Genomic DNA, 16,088 nt, shown 5'->3' with positions numbered 1-16,088 from the left:
GTGCTGGGATGACCGCATGGACCTCCTCATCCTCGGCGGAACCCAGTGGCTCGGACGCGCGCTCGCGACGGAGGCGCTCGCGCGCGGCCACGACGTGACGTGCCTCGCGCGCGGCGAAGCCGGCGCGGTCGCTCCGGGCGCCGACCTCGTGGTCGCCGACCGCGACGCCCCCGGCACGACGGCGTACGACGCGGTCGCGGGCCGCGACTGGGACGCCGTCATCGACCTCACCCGCCAACCGGGCCATGCGCGCCGCGCGGCCGCCGCGCTCGCCGCGCGGGCCCGGCACGTGGTGTTCGTCTCCTCGTGCAGCGTGTACGCCCGGCACGACGAGCCCGGCGCCGACGAGTCGGCCGCGCTGCTGCCGGCCCTCGACGCCGACGAGTCGGCGCCCGAGACCTACGGCGAGGGCAAGGTCGCGTGCGAGTCGGCGTGGCGCGAGGCGGCTCCTGCTCGGCTGCTGGTCGTGCGCCCGGGCCTCATCGCCGGACCCGGCGACCCCTCCGACCGCGCCGGCTACTGGGTCGCGCGCGCGGCGCGCGACGACGAGCCGATGCTCGTGCCCGACATCCCGGATGCCGCGGTGCAGGCCATCGACGTGCGCGACCTCGTCGCGTTCGTGGTCGACGCGGTGGAGGGCGGCATCGATGGCACCGTGAACGCGGTGGGCGAGCGCACGACGTTCGCCGACTGGCTCGCGGTCTCGCGCGAGCTCGGCGGGCACGACGGCGAGCTCGTGCCGGCAGCTCCCGATCGGCTGGCCGAGCTCGGCGTCGCCGAGTGGGCCGGCCCCGACTCGCTGCCGCTGTGGATCGCCGACCCGACGTGGAACGCGTTCCTCGACCGCTCGAACGCGGCGGCACGCCGTGCGGGGCTCCGCCTGCGCCCGATCCGCGAGACGCTCGCCGACGCGCTCGCGTGGGAGCGCGAGGCGGGTCTCGACCGGGTGCGCCGCGCCGGACTCGGAGCCGACCGGGAACGCGAGCTCGTGGAGGCCTTTCGGCCCTGAGCCGGGCGGGTCGGCGACGTAGCCTCCTTGCAGCGGGGCGCGCGCCCCGCTGGGCATCGGAGGTGGTGCACGTGTACTGGGATCACTACGGCATGGGCTGGGGCTGGATCTGGGTGCTTCTGCCGATCCTGCTCATCGTGACGGCGGTCGTGGTCGTGATCGTCCTGGTCACGCGCACGAGCTCCACCACCCATCACGCGGCCCCGCCGGCCGGGTACGGAGCGGCTCCGCCCGCGGGCACGGCGAGCACCGCGCGCGCGATCGTCGAGGAACGCCTCGCGCGCGGCGAGATCACGCCCGACGAGTACCGCGAGATCGTGCGCGCGCTCGACGAGACGTCGCGTCCGCCCGGCCCGTGACGGTGACCGTGCGTCCGGGATCGCAGACGCGCGGCGGTGGGCGTGGCGACCGCCGTAGCATCCGCCTCGCTAGCGTCGGACCATGACCGCCGGCGCCCTCTCGCACGACCCGCTCTGGCCTCGGGCCGGGGACTGGCCCGACCTCGACGGCCTCCCGCCCGGCGTTCGCGCCGACCTCGCGATCATCGGCGTGCCCGCGTGGCGCACGTCGCTCTCGCCGACGAATGCGCACGCGACGCCGGCCGCGATCCGCGAGGCGCTGCGCCGCTACAGCCCCGCCCTCGTGCCCGACCGGTCGCGGGATCCGTTCTGGGACCCCGGCCTGCCGGGCGCGCGGCCGCCCGGCGTCGTCGACCTCGGCGAGCTCGCCTACGCCGATGCGGGCGACATCGACGAGCCCGACGGCGAGCCCGGCGAGGCGCGAACGCGCGCCCGCGTCGCCCACGCGCTCACCCGGTCCGAGGCCCTCGTCGCGCTCGGCGGCGACAACTCCGTGACGGTCGCGACCGCGCTCGGCGCGTGGGGCGACGACCTCGGCACGGCCGGCCTCGTCACGATCGATGCGCACTACGACCTGCGCGACGGCGTCTCGAACGGCTCGCCCGTGCGGCGCCTCATCGAGGCCGGGCTCGATCCCCGGCGCATCGTGCAGATCGGCATCGCCGACTTCGCCAACTCGGCCGCCTACGCGCGCCGCGCGCACGACCTCGGCATCACGGTGGTCCACCGCGACGAGCTGCGGTACTACGCCCATCCGGCGAACCTGATGGCCGAGGCGCTCGCCGTCGCGGGCGCGGCGGGCGGGCCGGTGCACCTCGACGTCGACGTCGACGCATGCGATCGGTCCGTCGTGCCCGCGTGCCCCGCCTCCGTGCCGGGCGGCCTCTCGGCATGGGAGCTGCGCGCGCTCGTGCGCGCCGCCGCGACCGACCCCCGCGTGCGCAGCGCCGACCTCGTCGAGATCGACGCGACGGCGGATGCGCCCGACGGGCGGACCGTGCGGCTCGCCGCGCTGTGCGTGCTCGAGTTCGCCGCCGGACTCGCCGTGCGCCGCGCCGCCGCGGGGGTGCCGCCCGAGCCGGAGGGTGGCAGACTCGGCGCATGAAGACGCTGGTGCTCGTCCGCCACGCGAAGTCGGCGTGGGGCGATCCCACGCTCGCCGACCACGATCGGCCGCTGAACGACCGGGGCCGTCGCGACGCGCCCGAGATGGGGCGTCGGATCCGCGAGCGCGGGATCTCCCCCGGCGCGATCCTCTCCAGCACCGCGGCGCGGGCGCGGACGACCGCCGAGGCGATCGCCGAGCAGCTCGACGTGCCGCCGGGCGCGCTGGTGCTCGACGAGCGGCTCTACGCATCGTCGCCCGAGACGATCCTCGATGTCGTCGCCGAGCTCGACGACGAGGTCACGACCGCGGTCGTGGTCGCGCACGACCCGGGGATGTCCGATCTCGCGCACCGGCTCTCCGGCGAGATCGAGCACCTGCCCACGTGCGGGGTCGCCGAGTTCCGATTCGCCGTGTGGTCCTGGTCCGAGGTCGGCGACGCCGAACCCCTCGAGGTGCACCTCGACACGCCGCGCTGACCGCGGCTCGCCCTCAGTCGCCGGATGACGCGAGCATCCGCCGCACGTACGGCGTCGCCGGATCGGCCGCGAGGTCGGCGAGCGTGCCGCGCTGCGTGACGGCGCCGGCCTCGAGCACGAGGATCGCGTCGGCGAGGGCTGCGGCATCCGCCGCACTGTGCGTGACGAGGACGGTCGCGCCGCCGAACTCGCGCACGTGCGATGCGAGCTCCGCGCGCATGTCGTCGCGGAGCTCGACGTCGAGGGCCGACATGGGCTCGTCGAGGAGCAGCACGTCGGGTTCGGCCGCGAGCGCACGGGCGAGCGCGACGCGCTGCGCCTGCCCGCCCGAGAGCTCCCGCGGCAGCCGGTCGGCGAGCGGGGCGAGCCCGTACCGCTCGAGCCATGGGGCGGCGGCGGCGCGTGCGGCCGCGCGGGACCGTCCGCGCATGCGCGCCGCGAACGCGACGTTGTCGCGGACGCTGAGATGCGGGAACAGCAGGTAGTCCTGGAAGACCACGCCCACGCCGCGCTGCTCGGGCGCGAGCCCGTCGATCGCGCGGGTTCCGATGCGCACGCTCCCGGCCTCGAGCGGCACGAGCCCGGCGATCGCCGCGAGCAGCGTCGACTTGCCCGCGCCGTTCGGGCCGATGATCGCGAGCGGATGCCCCGGCGCGACCTCGAACGCGGCCGCGATGCGCTGCGCGCCGCGCGCGACGGCGACGTCGGCGTGGAGGATCGGGTGAGTCTCCGGCGCGGCGGCGGCGGGCGTCATCCGCGCACCCCCGGCAGCCAGCGGTCGCGGAGCGCGAGCAGCACCGCGACCGAGACCCCGAGCAGCAGGAGCGCGAGCGCGACCGCCTCGTCGGGGTCGGTCTGCATCGCGAGGTAGCTCGCGATCGGCAGCGTGCGGGTCACGCCGGGCAGCGAGCCGGCGAACGTGATGGTCGCGCCGAACTCGCCGAGCGCGCGCGTGAAGCACAGCACGGCGCCCGCCGCGACGCCGGGCGCGACCACGGGCAGCGTCACGTGTCGGAACACCTGCCAACGCGACGCGCCGAGCGTGGCCGCCGCGAGCTCGGTGCGGCGGTCGGCGGTGCGCAGCGCGCCCTCGACCGCGAACACGAGGAACGGCAGCGCGACGAACACCTGGGCGAGCACCACCGCACCGGTCGTGAACGGCACGCCGACCCCGAACCACGCCTCGAGCAGGCTCCCCACGGGCCCGCGCCGGCCGAGCAGCATGAGCAGCGCGATGCCGCCGACCACGGGCGGCAGCACCAGGGGCACGGTCACGGCGGCCCGCAGCAGCCGCCGCGGGAGCGTCGGCCAGTCGGCCGCGCGGGCGAGCAGGGCCGCCAGCGGCACGCCGAGCACGAGGCAGAGACCGGTCGCGATCACCGCCGTCACGAGCGAGAGCACGAGCGCCTCGCGCACCGACTCGCGTGCGACGAGCTCGGGCAGGTCGGCCCAGGGCGCACGGGCCACGAGGGTGACCAGCGGGAGCACGAGCACGGCGAGGCCGACGAGTGCGAGCGCCGCGACGGGCCACGCGAGGCGGCCGGTTGCCGCGCCGGGTCGCGTCGTCACGGGGCGCCGAACCCGGCCCCGTCGAGCACCTGCCGGCCCTCGTCGCCCGTCACGAACGCGACGAAGGCGGCAGCCGCGTCCGCGGCGGCCGAGCCGGTCACCGCGGCGATCGGATAGCGGTTGACGACGGATGCCGCGGCCGGCACCTCGATGCCCTCGACGGCGTCGCCCGCCGCCAGCACGTCGGTGCGGTACACGAGCGCGGCGTCGACCTCGCCGAGCGAGACCTTGGTGAGCACGGCCTTCACGTCGGACTCGAGCGTGTCGGGCGCCGCCTCGACGCCCTCGGCGCGGAGCAGCTCGTCGGACGCGGCGCCGCAGGGCACCGACGGGTCGCACAGCGCGATGCGCAGCTCGTCGCGAGCGAGATCGGCGAGGCCCTCGACCCCCGCGGGATCGCCCGCCGGGACGACCAGCTCGAGCGTGTTCGTCGCGAACACGACCGGCTCCTCGACGAGCCCCGCGTCGACGAGGGTCTGCATGGGCGCCTCCGCCGCCGCGGCGAACACGTCGGCGGGTGCGCCCTCGACGAGCTGCTGCGCGAGCGCCGAGCTCCCGCCGAAGCTCAGCCGCACGTCGACCGCCGGCGTGCGCTCCTCGAACCGCGCGGCGAGCTCGTCGAACGCCTCGGTGAGCGACGCCGCGGCGAACACCGTCAGGCTGACCTGGTCGGACCCGGACGAGTCGCCGGTCGCGGGGGAGCCGGCGCCGTCGGCGACCGGCGCGCAGCCGGCCAGGGCGACCCCGAGGGTCGCGGCCAGGAGTGCCGCGGCGCGACGCGGCATCCCGGTCACGCCTCCCCGCCCGCCGGCAGCTCGATCGAGACGACGGTCGCCTTCGCGCTCGCGGTGGCGAGCATGCCGGGCTCGAGTCCGAGCTCATCGGCGGCCTCGCGGCTCATGAGCGACACGATGCGGAAGGGGCCGGCCCGCAGCTCGACCTGGGCCATGACCCCGTCGCGCCGCACGGCGGTGACGAGGCCCACGAACCGGTTGCGCACCGACGCGCGCGCGAGCGGGAACGCGTCGGCCAGCGCGCCTCCCTCGGGCTGCTCGGCGAGCAGCCGCGCGAGCTCGACGCCCTCGACGACGAGCATGCCGTTCGCGGCGCGACCGAGCGCCAGCCGACCCTGGTCGCCCCAGCGGCGGACGGTGTCGTCGCTCACCCCGAGGAGGGCGGCAGCCTCGCTGATGCGGAACTGCGTCATGATCGGTTCCGCGGATGCGTCTGCATTCCGCGATCATACCCGCGGATGCGGACATGCGAGGGTGTCGGGCGTGAGGCTCCTGAGCTCAGTCGAGCGGATGCCGGGACCGCCAGTCGTCGGCGGTCATCACCATCACCCGCTCGACGCCGTCGTCGGAGCGCAGCTCGAATCCGAGGCGCTCCGCGAGCGCGGTCGACGCCTCGTTCGCCGACGTCATGTGCGCCTCGACGACCGCGGCCGACACGTCCTCGAACGCCAAGCGCAGCATCGCCTCCGCCGCCTCGCGCGCGTAGCCGCGCCCCTGCCATTGCGGCCCGATCACCCAGCCGATCTCGAGGCGCCGTTCCGCCCGGTCGAGGCTGCGGAGGTGCAGCGACGCATCGCCGATGAGCTGCCCGTCGAGCACGACCGCGAGCGCGAGGAAGTCGTTGCGCTGCTCGAGCCGCGTGTGCCGCGTGCGGTGCGCGAGGTGCACGAACGACTCGGCCCGGGTGCGGAGCGGCCACGACAGGTGCTCGATCACGCGCGGATCGGACTGGAGCGCGTACCACGCGTCGGCGTCGGCGAGGCGGTGCGGCCGCAGCAGGAGGCGCTCGGTCCGGATGACGGGGGAGCGGACGCCGTCGGGGATCCGTGGGCCGCGCAGGAACCGGGGCCGCTGCGGGAGCGCTGAGCGGAGCAGGCGCAGCATCGAGTGATCGCCGTGGTCCTCGACCATCGGCGACCCTTCGCTCGTCCGGCTCATGCTCGACCCTTCGCGACCCGGCGGGCCAATACCTTTGCATTCACGCTATGCCGCGATCCTGAGAATCCGTCAGGCGTTGCGCCGAGCGGATCCGCACGCTATGCGCCGCAGGTGCTGCGAGAATCGAGGGATGGCGGCTCTCGATCCCGGTGCCCTCCGCTACGCGCGGCAGCGCGTGCTGCCCGGCTTCGGAACGGCGGGCCAGCGCCGGCTCGCCGAGGCGCACGTCGTCGTGCTCGGCGCGGGCGGGCTCGGCAGCGCGGTGATCCCGCCGCTCGCCGCCGCCGGCATCGGACGGCTCACGATCATCGACGACGACCGCGTCGAGATCACGAACCTGCACCGCCAGACCCTGCATGCCGATGCCGACGTGGGGCGTCGGAAGGTCGATTCTGCGAGGGATGCCGCGGCGCGGCTGGCCCCGGACGCCGACATCCGCGGGCTCCCGGTCCGGTTCGACGAGCACGACGCCGACGAACTGCTCGCCGACGCCGACCTCGTCATCGACGGCACCGACGACGTGCTCACGCGCTACGTCGCCGATGCCGCCGCGGCCCGCGGCGGCATCCCGCTCGTCTGGGGGTCGGCCGCACGCTTCTCCGGACAGGTGGGCGTCGCTTGGGAGGCCCGCGGGGTCTCCTATCGCGACCTGTTCCCCGAGCCGCCGGCCGACGCGGGACTCAGCTGCGAGGTCGACGGCATCCTGCCGAGCGTGTGCACCGTGACGGGCGGGCTCATGGCGGGCGAGGCGCTCAAGCTCCTCACGGGCATCGGCGAACCGCTCCTCGGTCGCGTCGCGGTGTACGACGCCCTCACCGGGCGGACCCGCGAGATCGCGTACGCCCGCGCCGAGCAGCCGGAGGAGGCGGCGGTGCCGGTTGCGGCGCCGACGGCGCACCCGCCCGCCGGGCCGGACATCGCCGAGCTCGACGCGGTGGCGCTCGCCGCCGAACTCGCCTCCGCCACTCCGCCCCGTCTCCTCGACGTGCGCGAGCCGTGGGAGGCGGAGGTCGCCGCCATCCCCGGAGCGACCCTGATCCCGCTGCACGAGCTCGGGGCGCGCGCGCACGAACTCGACGCGGAGGCCTCCCTCGTCGTGTACTGCCACCTGGGCGTGCGGTCGCGCCTCGCGGCCGAGCGACTCGTCGCCGCCGGCTTCGCCGACGTGCGCAATCTCGCGGGCGGCATCGACGCGTGGTCGCGCGCCGTCGACCCGAGCGTGGAGCGCTACTGATGGCCGAGCGGATCCCCGTGGACGAGCACGCGCGGTTCGTGCGGTCGCTGCTCGCGCCGCTCGGCGCCCGCCCGACCGAGCGCGTGCGGCTCGACGATGCGCTCGGCCGGATCACCGCGTCGCCCGTCGAGTCGCCGATCGCGCTGCCCCCGTTCCGCAACGCCCAGATGGACGGGTTCGCGGTCCGGGGCGCCGACGTCGCCGAGGCCCCCGTCGAGCTGCCCGTCGCCGGCGAGATCGCGGCCGCGCCCGGTGCGCCGGCCGATCTCGCCCCCGGCACGGCGGTGCGCATCATGACGGGCGCGCCCGTGCCCGCGGGGGCCGATGCCGTCGTACCCGTCGAGGACACCGAGCCCGGCGACGCCGGCAGCGTGCGCATCCTCCGCGGGCGCGCGGTCGGCGAGTACGTGCGGGAGCCCGGCTCCGACCTCGCGGCCGGCTCCGACGTGCTGCCGCCCGGACTCCGGCTCGCGCCGCGCCACCTGGCCGCGGCGGCGGCATCCGGCCTCACCGCGCTGCTCGTGCGCGAGCGTGTGCGCGTCGCGGTCATCAGCACGGGCAGCGAGCTCGTCGCGCCGGGCGAGCCGATCGGCCCGGGTGAGATCCCCGACGCGAACGGCACCGCGCTCGTCGCCGCCGTGCGTGCGGCCGGCGCGGTCGTCGTCCACACGGCCCGCGTGCGCGACGACGTCGCGACGCTGCACGCCGAACTCGACGCGGCGGTCGACGCCGGGGCCGAGCTCGTCCTGACGAGCGGCGGGATCTCGCAGGGCGCGTACGAGGTCGTGCGCGAGCTCATCGAGCCGCTCGGGGCGTGGGTCGGGTCGGTCGCCATGCAACCCGGCGGCCCGCAGGCCACCGGCGTCTACCGCGGGGTGCCGCTCATCGGGTTCCCCGGCAACCCCGTGAGCGCGCAGCTCTCGTTCGCCCTCTTCGTGGCGCCGTCGCTGCGCGCGATCGCGGGACTGCCGCCGGCCGGCACCGACCGGCTGGCGCTCGCCGAGCCGGTCGCGTCCGTCGCCGGCCGACGCCAGTACCTGCGCGGCCGGCGCACGCCCGACGGCCGAGCCGAGCCGGTGGGCGGTCCGGGCTCGCACCTCGTCGCCGCCCTCGCGGCCTCCGACCTGCTCATCGTCGTCCCCGAGGAGGTCACGCGGCTGGACGCCGGCGCCCTCGTCGATACCGTGGACCTATGAGCCCGCTCACCCACCTCGACGACGACGGCCGCGCGCGCATGGTCGACGTCGGCGGCAAGCCGGTCACGCACCGGGTCGCGATCGCCGAGGGGCGCCTCGACACGACGCCCGAGGTCGTCGAACTCGTCCGCAGCGACGGCCTGAAGAAGGCCGACGTGCTCCCGACCGCGCGCATCGCGGGCATCGCGGGCGCGAAGCGCACGAGCGAACTGATCCCGCTCGCGCACATCGTGCCGCTCGACGCGGTCTCGATCGACTTCGGCTTCGAGCCCTCGGCCGTGACGATCCGGGCGACGGCGTCGACGACGGCGAGGACCGGGGTCGAGATGGAGGCCCTCACCGCGGTCGCGATCGCCGGCCTCACCCTCCACGACATGGTCAAGGCGGTCGACCCCGCGGCGCGGCTCGGCGGCATCCACCTCGTCGAGAAGCGCGGCGGCAAGCGCGGCGTCTGGCGTGCCGACGGCCCGGGCGAGCCGCTCGAGGCGGGCGCCGCGGTCGTGGGCGAGGCTCCGGATGCCTCGGCCGGCCGCCGCGCGGTCGTGCTCGTCGCATCCACCCGCGCGGCCGCCGGCACCGCGGCGGACACGACGGGGCCGGTCATCGCGCAGTGGCTCGCGGAGCACGGCCTCGACGCCGACGCGCCGCGCGTGGTGGCCGACGCCGCGATCGCCGAAGCGCTGCGCGCCGCGGTCGACGAGCGCCCCGCCGTCATCGTGACCACGGGCGGCACGGGCGTGAACCCGCACGACCGCACGCCCGAGGCGACCCGCGCGGTGCTCGACCAGGAGCTGCCCGGCGTCGCGGAGGCGATCCGTGCGGCGGGTCGCGCCGCCACGCCCACCGCCTCGCTCAGCCGTGGACTCGCGGGGCTCGCCGGCCGCACGCTCGTGGTGAACCTGCCGGGCTCGCGCGGCGGCGTCGCCGACGGGCTCGACGTGCTGGAACAGCTGCTGCCGCACCTGCTCGACCAGGTCGCCGGTGGCGACCACGCCCCGCGCGGGCACGCGCACCAGGGCGAGGCCGACCGGCTCGAGCACGGGGGAGCCCCGCATGCCTGACGCCGACGTGCTCGCGCTGGTCACGACCGAGGTGCTTGACCGGGCCGCGCTCGAGGCGTTCGTCCGGTCGCGACGGGACGGCGCGCTCGTGACCTTCGAGGGCGTCATCCGCGACCACGACCACGGCGAGCCGGTCACCGCGCTCGACTACGAGGCGCACCCCGAGGCGGAGCGGTTCCTGCGCGAGACCTGTGCCGAGGTGGCTCGCGAGACCGGGTTGCGCGTCGCCGCGGCCCACCGGGTCGGCGCGCTCGCGATCGGCGACGTGGCGCTCGTCGCGTGCGTCGCCGCGCCCCACCGTGCGGAGGCCTTCGCCGCGTGCGCGCTGCTCGTCGACCGGATCAAGGAGCGCACGCCGATCTGGAAGCGGCAGCACCTCGAGGGCGGCACCACGGAGTGGGTCAACCTCTGACGGGCGGGCGACCCTCTGCCGCGGCTCAGCCGGCCGCGGCTCAGCCGCCCGCGAAGGGCGGAAGCACGTCGACCTGCGCCCCGAGCGGGGTCGCCGGGTCGCGGCGCACGACGCCGTCGACGAGGAACGACCCGTTCGCGACCACGCGCGCCATGGCCGGGCCGTAGCGCTCGACGAGGAGGTCGCGCAGGGCGCCGACGGTCGGCGCCTGGTCGGCGAGGCCCGCGAACTCGATGCGCTCCTCCTCGACGCCCGCGGCCTCGGCCGCCGCCGCGAAATACCGAACTAGCACCGACGTGCCGGTCGAGACGGATCCCGCGACGCTCGTCGTCGTTCCCTCAGCCACCGATGCCCCCCATCGTCCTGACCGGACGCACGAAGTCGAGGTCGTCGATCCCGTGCCCGGCCTTCTTGCCCCACATGGCCGCGCGCCACCGGTCGGCGAGCTCGGCGTCGGATGCCCCGGAGCGGAGCAGCGCGCGCAGGTCGGTCTCATCGTCGCCGAACAGGCACGAGCGCACCGACCCCTCGGCGGTGAGCCGAGTGCGGTCGCACGCCCCGCAGAAGGGCCGTGTCACCGAGGCGATGATGCCCACGGTGTCGGGGCCGCCGTCGACGAGCCACTCCTCGGCCGGCGCGGCCGGATCCTCGCGGCCGACCGGTTCGAGCACGAATCGCTCGCGCAGCACGGCGAGCAGCTCGGCCGCGTCGACCATGTTCTCGCGGACCCATGCCTCGTCGGCGTCGAGCGGCATCTGCTCGATGAACCGCAGGCGGCACGCGTGCTCGATCGCCCAGGCGAGCAGCTCGGGCGCGTCGTGCAGCGTCTCGCGCATGAGGACCGCGTTGAGCTTGAGCGGACCCAGGCCGGCGCGATGCGCACCGGCGATGCCCGCGAGCACCGCCGGAAGCCGGTCGCGTCGGGTCAGGCGCGTGAAGTGCTCGCGGTCGAGCGTGTCGAGCGAGACGTTCACGCGCGTGAGGCCGGCGTCGCGCAGCGCTTCGGCCTTCCGGTCGAGCCCGATGCCGTTCGTCGTCATCGACAGGGGCGTGCCGGGCGCGGCGAGGGCGCTGAGGCGCACGATCTCGACGAGGTCGGGTCGGGTGAGCGGTTCTCCGCCCGTGAACCGCACCTCGCGGACGCCGAGGTCGCGCACCGCGATGCCGACCAGCCGGGCGATCTCGGGGGCCGAGAGCAGTTCGTCGCGCGGGATGACGGGCAGGCCCTCGGCGGGCATGCAGTAGGTGCACCGCAGCGAGCAGGCCGACGTGATCGAGATGCGCAGGTCGTGCGCGACGCGGCCGAAGCGGTCGACGAGTGCGGGCGTGTCGGGCCGGCCGTCGATCGACGGCGCCTCGGCCGGCGACCGCCGCACCGCCGGCATCCCGAGCGCGAGCGTCGTCATGCTCCCCACCCTACGCGCGGGCGACTCGGGTGCGACCCCGGATGTCGGCGGTGCGATCTCGCGTGGCGGAGCACGGCGCCGTCACATCGCGGCGCCCTCGCCCGCGGCGCCGCGCTGCTCGGCGAGCGCGCCGAGGCGGTCGGCGAGCGTCGTGAGGTCGTCGGCCGAGCGGCCCGAGCCGATCGCGAGGCCGAGGACGAAGGTCGTGACGGGGGCGGCCGGGCGCGCGACCCCGTGCGCCGCGCGTCGCGCGAGATCGAGCAGCGTGCCGATGGGCACGTCGGCCGGGTCGATGCCCGCGATCGCGGCGGCCTCGGCGACCCACTCGTCCAGGATCGCGGGGTGCTGGGAATCGGCCATGGTGTCTCCTCCGGTCCGGCGGCGCGCCTCGGCGAGGTCGCTCCACGTGTCGATGTCGTGCGTCGTCCCGTCGTCGGCGACGGTGGTCAGGTCGAGGGATGCCGCGAGCCGGCGCATCGCGGCGCCGTCGAGCGCGGCCGGGTCGCCGGTCGGTCCCGTCAGCACGTCGAACGCACGTGCGAGCGCCGCCCGCGAGTACACCGCGGCGAGCCACTGCGCGCGTCCGGTCACGTCGACGAGGCAGACCCCGTCGCTGCCCGGCGTCGCCGCGCGCGCGGCGACGAGCCGGGCGGCGGCGCCCACCGCTCCGGGCATGTCGCATGCGAGCACGAGCACGTCGCGAGCCGGAGCGACCGCTCCGTCACCGCCCGCCCCGACACTCCCGAGCGCCGCGAGCCCGGCGGCGAGCGCGGCGACCGGGCCGCCGAACGGCGGGTCCTCGCGGACCACGGGGCAGCCGTAGGCCTCGAGCTCCGGCGGACCGACGACGACGACCCGCTCGCCGCCCGCGGATCGGACCGCCGCGATCGCGGTCTCCAGCAGGGGACGCCCGCCCACGACGAGGTCGGGCTTGCTGGCGCCGCCGAGACGGCCGGCGTGACCCCCCGCGAGGATGACCGCGTCGAGGGACCTCATCGCGTGATCGCCACCTCGACGGCGTCGCCGGCAGCCACGTCCTCGACCTCCTCCGGGACGATCGCGAAGCCGTCGGCCGAGGCGAGCCCCGCGACGAGGTGCGAGCCCGCCCCGCCTCGCGTGGCGCGGCGCACGACGGGCCGGCCGTCGCGGACTGCGAGGGCGACCGGCATGTACTGGCGGCGCCCGGGGGGCGAGCGCCATCCGTCGTCGACCGTCGCGCGCCACGTCGCCCGCCGCACGTCGGCGTGCCCGAGCATGCGCCGCAGCGCGGGCCGCACGAACGCCTCGAATGAGACGGCGACGCTCACCGGGTTGCCGGGCAGCCCGAACACGGGCGTGCCGCCCGGCAGCGCGCCGAACGCCTGCGGCGCCCCCGGCTGCATCGCGACGCGCGAGAACCCGACGCCGCCGAGCCCGCCGAGCACGTGCCGCACCACGTCGTGGGCGCCCACGCTCACGCCGCCCGCGAAGACGACGAGATCGCACGGCTCGCGCGCCTCGATCCACTCGAGCAGGAGCCCCGGGTCGTCGGGCACGCGCAGCGCCTCGGACACGACGCCGCCCGCGTCGGCCACGAGCGCCGCGAGCAGCAGCGAGTTGGAGTCGTGGATGCGCCCGCGCCCGAGCGGGGCGCCCGGCTCGACCAGCTCGCTGCCCGTCGCGACGACCGCGACCCGCGGCGGGGCCGCGACCGCGAGCTCGGCCAGTCCCGCCGCCGCGGCCGCGGCGACCCGCGCCGCGTCGAGGAGCACGCCGGGCTCGAGCACGCGCTCGCCGGCGCGCACGTCCTCGCCGCGACGGCGCACGTGATGGGCCGGCCTCGCGGCGGCGAGGATCGCGACACGGTCGCTCCCGCCGTCCGTGCGCTCGACCGCCACCACGGCGTCGGCACCAGGCGGGATCGGCGCGCCGGTCATGATGCGCGCGGCGCGACCCGGCTCGATCAAGCGGTCCTCCGCCGAGCCGGCCGGCAGGTCGGCGACCACGTCGAGCACGACCGGCGCGTCGGGCGACGCGCTCGCGACATCCGCCCTCCGCACGGCGTAGCCGTCCATGGCCGAGTTGTCGAACGCGGGCACGTCGACCCGGGCGTCGACGGCGGTCGCGAGCGTGCGCCCCGCGGCATCCGCGAGTCGCACCGCATCGACGCGGCCGATCGGCGCGACGCCCGCGAGGACGCGCTCGAAGTGCGCGTCCACCGAGACGGCGGCGACGCCCGCGGACGCCGGCGGGAAGGTCGGCATGACCCCACGGTATCGCCGGAACCAGTGACATCGCGCCCCCGCATCGTTATCGTCGAACCCGACGGTGCTCGACCCGACCGGGAGGAGACGGGCATGTCGTTCATCACCAGGGGATTCAGCGGGCGTGGTCGCGAGCGGGACGACCGATTGCCACCTGGGCAGACGCTCGTGGGCGACTTCCCCGTGCTCTCCGCCGGGCCCACGCCCGACATCGACACCGCCGACTGGGCCTTCACGATCCGCACCGAGTCGGGCGTCGACCACACGTGGACCTGGGACGAGTTCATGGCGCTGCCCATCGAGGACGTCACGACCGACATCCACTGCGTCACGCACTGGTCGAAGCTCGGCACCGGATGGCGCGGGGTCGCGCTCGACACGCTGTTCGAGGGCGTCGACACCGACTACGGCTACACGATGGCGCACAGCTACGGCGGCTACACCACCAACGTGCCCCTCGAGGACCTGCTCGACGGCAAGGCGTGGGTCGCGTTCGAGTTCGACGGCGAGCCGCTCGACCCCGAGCACGGCGGTCCGGCGCGGCTGCTCGTGCCGCACCTCTACTTCTGGAAGAGCGCGAAGTGGGTGCGCGGGCTCACCATGATGGAGGAGGACGAGCCCGGGTTCTGGGAGCAGAACGGGTACCACCTGCGCGGCGATCCGTGGAAGGAGGAGCGGTACTGGTGAGTGCCGACGGGATCGCGGCGCCACCGGGCGCGTCGCCGCTCGCGGCGATACGCGCCGTGCCGCGGGCCGGATGGCACGTCGCCACGGTCGCGGCCACGCACCGCGAGACGCCCAACGCCAGCCGCATCGAGCTCGATGTCGACGGCTGGCCGGGCAACGCCGCAGGCCAGCACCTCGACGTGCGGCTGACCGCCCCCGACGCGTACACCGCGACGCGCTCGTACTCGATCGCCTCGTCGGGCGACTCGACGCGGGTCGTGCTCGCGGTCGACAAGCTGCCCGACGGCGAGGTCTCGCCGTTCCTCGTCGACGACCTGCGCGCGGGCGACCAGCTCGAGGTGCACGGGCCGCTCGGCGCGTTCTTCGTGTGGCGGCCCGCGGTCGAGTCGGGCGACGACCGACCGGTCCAGCTCATCGCGGGCGGTTCGGGGGTCGTGCCGCTCTACGCCATGGCGCACGCGCACGCCGACGCGAGCGACCCGACGCCCTTCCGGCTGCTCTACTCGGTGCGCACGCCGCGCGACGTGTACTTCGCCGACGAGTGGCGCGCGCTCGCCGCGGCATCCGCACCGCTGCAGGTGGACCTCGTCTACACGCGGCAGGCGCCCGACGACTGGCCGGCCCCGCCCGGCCGTATCACGCGCGAGGCGCTCGAGGCGGCCGTCATCCCCGCCGCCGAACGGCCCCGCGTGTACGTGTGCGGCTCGACCGGTTTCGTCGAGCGCGTCGCGGACTGGCTCGTCGGCCTGGGCCACGCGCCCGGCGACATCCGCACCGAACGATACGGAGGCACGTGATGACCGGCCACCTCGACGGCAACGCGCTCGCCGGCCCGCTCGCCGACTTCTTCTCGTTCGACATCACGACCACGACCGGGCGGTGCAACGCGTGCGGCACCGTCGCCGAGTTCGCCCGCGCGATGGTCTACATGAGCGGCGCCGGCACCGTCGTGCGCTGCGCGACCTGCGACCACGTGCTCGCGGTGCTCGTCGACACGGGCGAGCGCGCCTGGATCGACCTCGCGGGCGTCAGCGCGATCGAGGTGCGGCGGTAGCGAGTCGTGATGTGGATCGGGTGGATCGAGTTCGACCTCCTGCTGAGCGATGTCCACTCCCTGAAGGAGAAGCGCGCGGTGCTGCGGCCCGCGCTCGCGGAGTTGCGGCGGGCGACCGAGGCCTCCGTTGCCGAGGTCGGCGGGCAGGACCTGCACCGGCGCGGCGCGATCGGCGTCGGGATCGTGGCTTCCGAGGCCGATTGGGTCACCGACGTGCTGGACCGCGCCGAGCGGCTCGCCGCGGCCCACCCCGAGTTCACGCTGCTCGCCACGCGCCGCCGCCCTCCGGCGCGGCGACGATGACTGAGCGCGTCGGGCGACG

At 75.9% G+C, this 16,088-nt stretch carries 21 protein-coding genes; 12 read left to right on the top strand and 9 right to left on the bottom strand.

Annotation, left to right across the window (positions count from 1 at the left end; genetic code table 11):
• Positions 1 to 16: 16 nt before the first annotated feature.
• The 4 genes from JOD46_RS17830 (at position 17) to JOD46_RS17815 (ending at position 2,952) form a co-directional block, all read left to right on the top strand.
• The gene (locus tag JOD46_RS17830; protein WP_204395798.1) at positions 17 to 1,009 is read left to right on the top strand and encodes an NAD-dependent epimerase/dehydratase family protein; all 993 of its coding nucleotides are present in this window, start codon (positions 17 to 19) and stop codon (positions 1,007 to 1,009) included.
• A 71-nt stretch (positions 1,010 to 1,080) separates the two neighbouring features.
• Positions 1,081 to 1,368 carry an SHOCT domain-containing protein gene (locus tag JOD46_RS17825; protein ID WP_204395796.1) on the top strand — a complete coding sequence of 96 codons (288 nt, stop codon included), beginning with the start codon at positions 1,081 to 1,083 and terminating at the stop codon, positions 1,366 to 1,368.
• A gap of 82 nt (positions 1,369 to 1,450) precedes the next feature.
• On the top strand, positions 1,451 to 2,473 hold the full coding sequence (locus tag JOD46_RS17820) for an arginase family protein (RefSeq protein ID WP_204395794.1): 1,023 nt from the start codon (positions 1,451 to 1,453) through the stop codon (positions 2,471 to 2,473).
• The gene (locus JOD46_RS17815) at positions 2,470 to 2,952 is read left to right on the top strand and encodes a SixA phosphatase family protein (RefSeq protein WP_204395792.1); all 483 of its coding nucleotides are present in this window, start codon (positions 2,470 to 2,472) and stop codon (positions 2,950 to 2,952) included. Before JOD46_RS17820 ends, JOD46_RS17815 begins: the two co-directional genes overlap by 4 nt.
• Before the next feature lie 13 nt (positions 2,953 to 2,965).
• Here the strand turns inward: JOD46_RS17815 and JOD46_RS17810 are convergent, their stop codons facing one another.
• The 5 genes from JOD46_RS17810 to JOD46_RS17790 all read right to left on the bottom strand — a co-directional run bounded on the left by JOD46_RS17810 (position 2,966) and on the right by JOD46_RS17790 (position 6,473).
• Positions 2,966 to 3,706, bottom strand: coding sequence for an ABC transporter ATP-binding protein (locus tag JOD46_RS17810; RefSeq protein ID WP_204395790.1), 741 nt, complete (start codon positions 3,704 to 3,706; stop codon positions 2,966 to 2,968).
• Positions 3,703 to 4,521, bottom strand: a complete 819-nt coding sequence (locus JOD46_RS17805) for an ABC transporter permease (RefSeq protein ID WP_204395785.1) — start codon at positions 4,519 to 4,521, stop codon at positions 3,703 to 3,705. The genes JOD46_RS17810 and JOD46_RS17805 overlap by 4 nt, the downstream gene beginning before the upstream one ends.
• Positions 4,518 to 5,306 carry a molybdate ABC transporter substrate-binding protein gene (gene modA / locus JOD46_RS17800; RefSeq protein ID WP_204395784.1) on the bottom strand — a complete coding sequence of 263 codons (789 nt, stop codon included), beginning with the start codon at positions 5,304 to 5,306 and terminating at the stop codon, positions 4,518 to 4,520. Before modA ends, JOD46_RS17805 begins: the two co-directional genes overlap by 4 nt.
• Positions 5,307 to 5,311: 5 nt before the next feature.
• Complete coding sequence (locus JOD46_RS17795) at positions 5,312 to 5,728, bottom strand: TOBE domain-containing protein (RefSeq protein ID WP_204395783.1); 417 nt, start codon at positions 5,726 to 5,728, stop codon at positions 5,312 to 5,314.
• Between the two features lie 85 nt (positions 5,729 to 5,813).
• Positions 5,814 to 6,473, bottom strand: coding sequence for a GNAT family N-acetyltransferase (locus JOD46_RS17790; RefSeq protein WP_204395782.1), 660 nt, complete (start codon positions 6,471 to 6,473; stop codon positions 5,814 to 5,816).
• 130 nt (positions 6,474 to 6,603) lie between these two features.
• Here JOD46_RS17790 and JOD46_RS17785 point away from each other — a divergent pair, with 130 nt between their 5' ends.
• The 4 genes from JOD46_RS17785 to JOD46_RS17770 are packed head-to-tail and all read left to right on the top strand — an operon-like array spanning position 6,604 to position 10,376.
• A complete protein-coding gene (locus JOD46_RS17785) occupies positions 6,604 to 7,707 on the top strand; it encodes a HesA/MoeB/ThiF family protein (RefSeq protein ID WP_204395781.1) in 1,104 nt (367 codons plus the stop codon).
• Positions 7,707 to 8,903 (top strand): molybdopterin molybdotransferase MoeA, encoded by a 1,197-nt coding sequence (locus tag JOD46_RS17780; RefSeq protein WP_204395780.1) that lies wholly within the window; start codon positions 7,707 to 7,709, stop codon positions 8,901 to 8,903. Before JOD46_RS17785 ends, JOD46_RS17780 begins: the two co-directional genes overlap by 1 nt.
• Positions 8,900 to 9,964 carry a bifunctional molybdenum cofactor biosynthesis protein MoaC/MoaB gene (gene moaCB / locus JOD46_RS17775; protein ID WP_204395779.1) on the top strand — a complete coding sequence of 355 codons (1,065 nt, stop codon included), beginning with the start codon at positions 8,900 to 8,902 and terminating at the stop codon, positions 9,962 to 9,964. The genes JOD46_RS17780 and moaCB overlap by 4 nt, the downstream gene beginning before the upstream one ends.
• The gene (locus tag JOD46_RS17770) at positions 9,957 to 10,376 is read left to right on the top strand and encodes a molybdenum cofactor biosynthesis protein MoaE (protein WP_204395778.1); all 420 of its coding nucleotides are present in this window, start codon (positions 9,957 to 9,959) and stop codon (positions 10,374 to 10,376) included. Before moaCB ends, JOD46_RS17770 begins: the two co-directional genes overlap by 8 nt.
• Positions 10,377 to 10,416: 40 nt before the next feature.
• Here the strand turns inward: JOD46_RS17770 and JOD46_RS17765 are convergent, their stop codons facing one another.
• From JOD46_RS17765 to JOD46_RS17745, 4 genes are all read right to left on the bottom strand, one after another.
• Positions 10,417 to 10,722, bottom strand: coding sequence for a MoaD/ThiS family protein (locus JOD46_RS17765; RefSeq protein WP_307835088.1), 306 nt, complete (start codon positions 10,720 to 10,722; stop codon positions 10,417 to 10,419).
• Positions 10,715 to 11,782, bottom strand: a complete 1,068-nt coding sequence (moaA, locus tag JOD46_RS17760; RefSeq protein ID WP_204395777.1) for a GTP 3',8-cyclase MoaA — start codon at positions 11,780 to 11,782, stop codon at positions 10,715 to 10,717. Before moaA ends, JOD46_RS17765 begins: the two co-directional genes overlap by 8 nt.
• A gap of 81 nt (positions 11,783 to 11,863) precedes the next feature.
• Positions 11,864 to 12,778 (bottom strand): NTP transferase domain-containing protein, encoded by a 915-nt coding sequence (locus JOD46_RS17750; protein WP_239562877.1) that lies wholly within the window; start codon positions 12,776 to 12,778, stop codon positions 11,864 to 11,866.
• Entirely contained in the window at positions 12,775 to 14,025 is a 1,251-nt protein-coding gene (locus JOD46_RS17745) for a molybdopterin molybdotransferase MoeA (protein ID WP_204395776.1), read from the bottom strand. The genes JOD46_RS17750 and JOD46_RS17745 overlap by 4 nt, the downstream gene beginning before the upstream one ends.
• A 93-nt stretch (positions 14,026 to 14,118) precedes the next feature.
• Between JOD46_RS17745 and JOD46_RS17740 the strand changes: the two genes are divergently transcribed.
• From JOD46_RS17740 to JOD46_RS17725, 4 genes are read left to right on the top strand one after another with little or no spacing between them, the layout of a single operon-like run.
• Positions 14,119 to 14,712 carry a sulfite oxidase-like oxidoreductase gene (locus JOD46_RS17740; RefSeq protein WP_204395775.1) on the top strand — a complete coding sequence of 198 codons (594 nt, stop codon included), beginning with the start codon at positions 14,119 to 14,121 and terminating at the stop codon, positions 14,710 to 14,712.
• Positions 14,709 to 15,509: a ferredoxin reductase gene (locus JOD46_RS17735; protein ID WP_307835087.1), complete on the top strand. Its 801-nt coding sequence runs from the start codon at positions 14,709 to 14,711 to the stop codon at positions 15,507 to 15,509. The genes JOD46_RS17740 and JOD46_RS17735 overlap by 4 nt, the downstream gene beginning before the upstream one ends.
• Positions 15,509 to 15,766, top strand: a complete 258-nt coding sequence (locus tag JOD46_RS17730; protein ID WP_204395774.1) for a DUF6510 family protein — start codon at positions 15,509 to 15,511, stop codon at positions 15,764 to 15,766. The genes JOD46_RS17735 and JOD46_RS17730 overlap by 1 nt, the downstream gene beginning before the upstream one ends.
• 9 nt (positions 15,767 to 15,775) lie before the next feature.
• Positions 15,776 to 16,069 (top strand): DUF503 domain-containing protein, encoded by a 294-nt coding sequence (locus tag JOD46_RS17725; RefSeq protein ID WP_204395773.1) that lies wholly within the window; start codon positions 15,776 to 15,778, stop codon positions 16,067 to 16,069.
• The last annotated feature ends 19 nt before the right edge of the window (positions 16,070 to 16,088 follow it).

The organism is Agromyces aurantiacus (assembly GCF_016907355.1).
GTDB classification, from domain to species: Bacteria; Actinomycetota; Actinomycetes; order Actinomycetales; family Microbacteriaceae; genus Agromyces; species Agromyces aurantiacus.
This window is presented reverse-complemented; position numbering and strand designations above follow the sequence as displayed.

What these genes read in the sequence shown, in the direction of transcription:
- JOD46_RS17830 (WP_204395798.1), top strand. Translation starts at nt 17, where the DNA reads ATGGACCTCCTCATCCTCGGCGGAACCCAGTGGCTCGGACGCGCGCTC.
- JOD46_RS17820 (WP_204395794.1), top strand. Translation starts at nt 1,451, where the DNA reads ATGACCGCCGGCGCCCTCTCGCACGACCCGCTCTGGCCTCGGGCCGGG.
- JOD46_RS17815 (WP_204395792.1), top strand. Translation starts at nt 2,470, where the DNA reads ATGAAGACGCTGGTGCTCGTCCGCCACGCGAAGTCGGCGTGGGGCGAT.
- JOD46_RS17810 (WP_204395790.1), bottom strand. Translation starts at nt 3,706, where the DNA reads ATGACGCCCGCCGCCGCCGCGCCGGAGACTCACCCGATCCTCCACGCC.
- modA (WP_204395784.1), bottom strand. Translation starts at nt 5,306, where the DNA reads ATGCCGCGTCGCGCCGCGGCACTCCTGGCCGCGACCCTCGGGGTCGCC.
- JOD46_RS17795 (WP_204395783.1), bottom strand. Translation starts at nt 5,728, where the DNA reads ATGACGCAGTTCCGCATCAGCGAGGCTGCCGCCCTCCTCGGGGTGAGC.
- JOD46_RS17790 (WP_204395782.1), bottom strand. Translation starts at nt 6,473, where the DNA reads ATGAGCCGGACGAGCGAAGGGTCGCCGATGGTCGAGGACCACGGCGAT.
- JOD46_RS17785 (WP_204395781.1), top strand. Translation starts at nt 6,604, where the DNA reads ATGGCGGCTCTCGATCCCGGTGCCCTCCGCTACGCGCGGCAGCGCGTG.
- JOD46_RS17780 (WP_204395780.1), top strand. Translation starts at nt 7,707, where the DNA reads ATGGCCGAGCGGATCCCCGTGGACGAGCACGCGCGGTTCGTGCGGTCG.
- moaCB (WP_204395779.1), top strand. Translation starts at nt 8,900, where the DNA reads ATGAGCCCGCTCACCCACCTCGACGACGACGGCCGCGCGCGCATGGTC.
- JOD46_RS17770 (WP_204395778.1), top strand. Translation starts at nt 9,957, where the DNA reads ATGCCTGACGCCGACGTGCTCGCGCTGGTCACGACCGAGGTGCTTGAC.
- moaA (WP_204395777.1), bottom strand. Translation starts at nt 11,782, where the DNA reads ATGACGACGCTCGCGCTCGGGATGCCGGCGGTGCGGCGGTCGCCGGCC.
- JOD46_RS17750 (WP_239562877.1), bottom strand. Translation starts at nt 12,778, where the DNA reads ATGAGGTCCCTCGACGCGGTCATCCTCGCGGGGGGTCACGCCGGCCGT.
- JOD46_RS17745 (WP_204395776.1), bottom strand. Translation starts at nt 14,025, where the DNA reads ATGCCGACCTTCCCGCCGGCGTCCGCGGGCGTCGCCGCCGTCTCGGTG.
- JOD46_RS17740 (WP_204395775.1), top strand. Translation starts at nt 14,119, where the DNA reads ATGTCGTTCATCACCAGGGGATTCAGCGGGCGTGGTCGCGAGCGGGAC.
- JOD46_RS17730 (WP_204395774.1), top strand. Translation starts at nt 15,509, where the DNA reads ATGACCGGCCACCTCGACGGCAACGCGCTCGCCGGCCCGCTCGCCGAC.
- JOD46_RS17725 (WP_204395773.1), top strand. Translation starts at nt 15,776, where the DNA reads ATGTGGATCGGGTGGATCGAGTTCGACCTCCTGCTGAGCGATGTCCAC.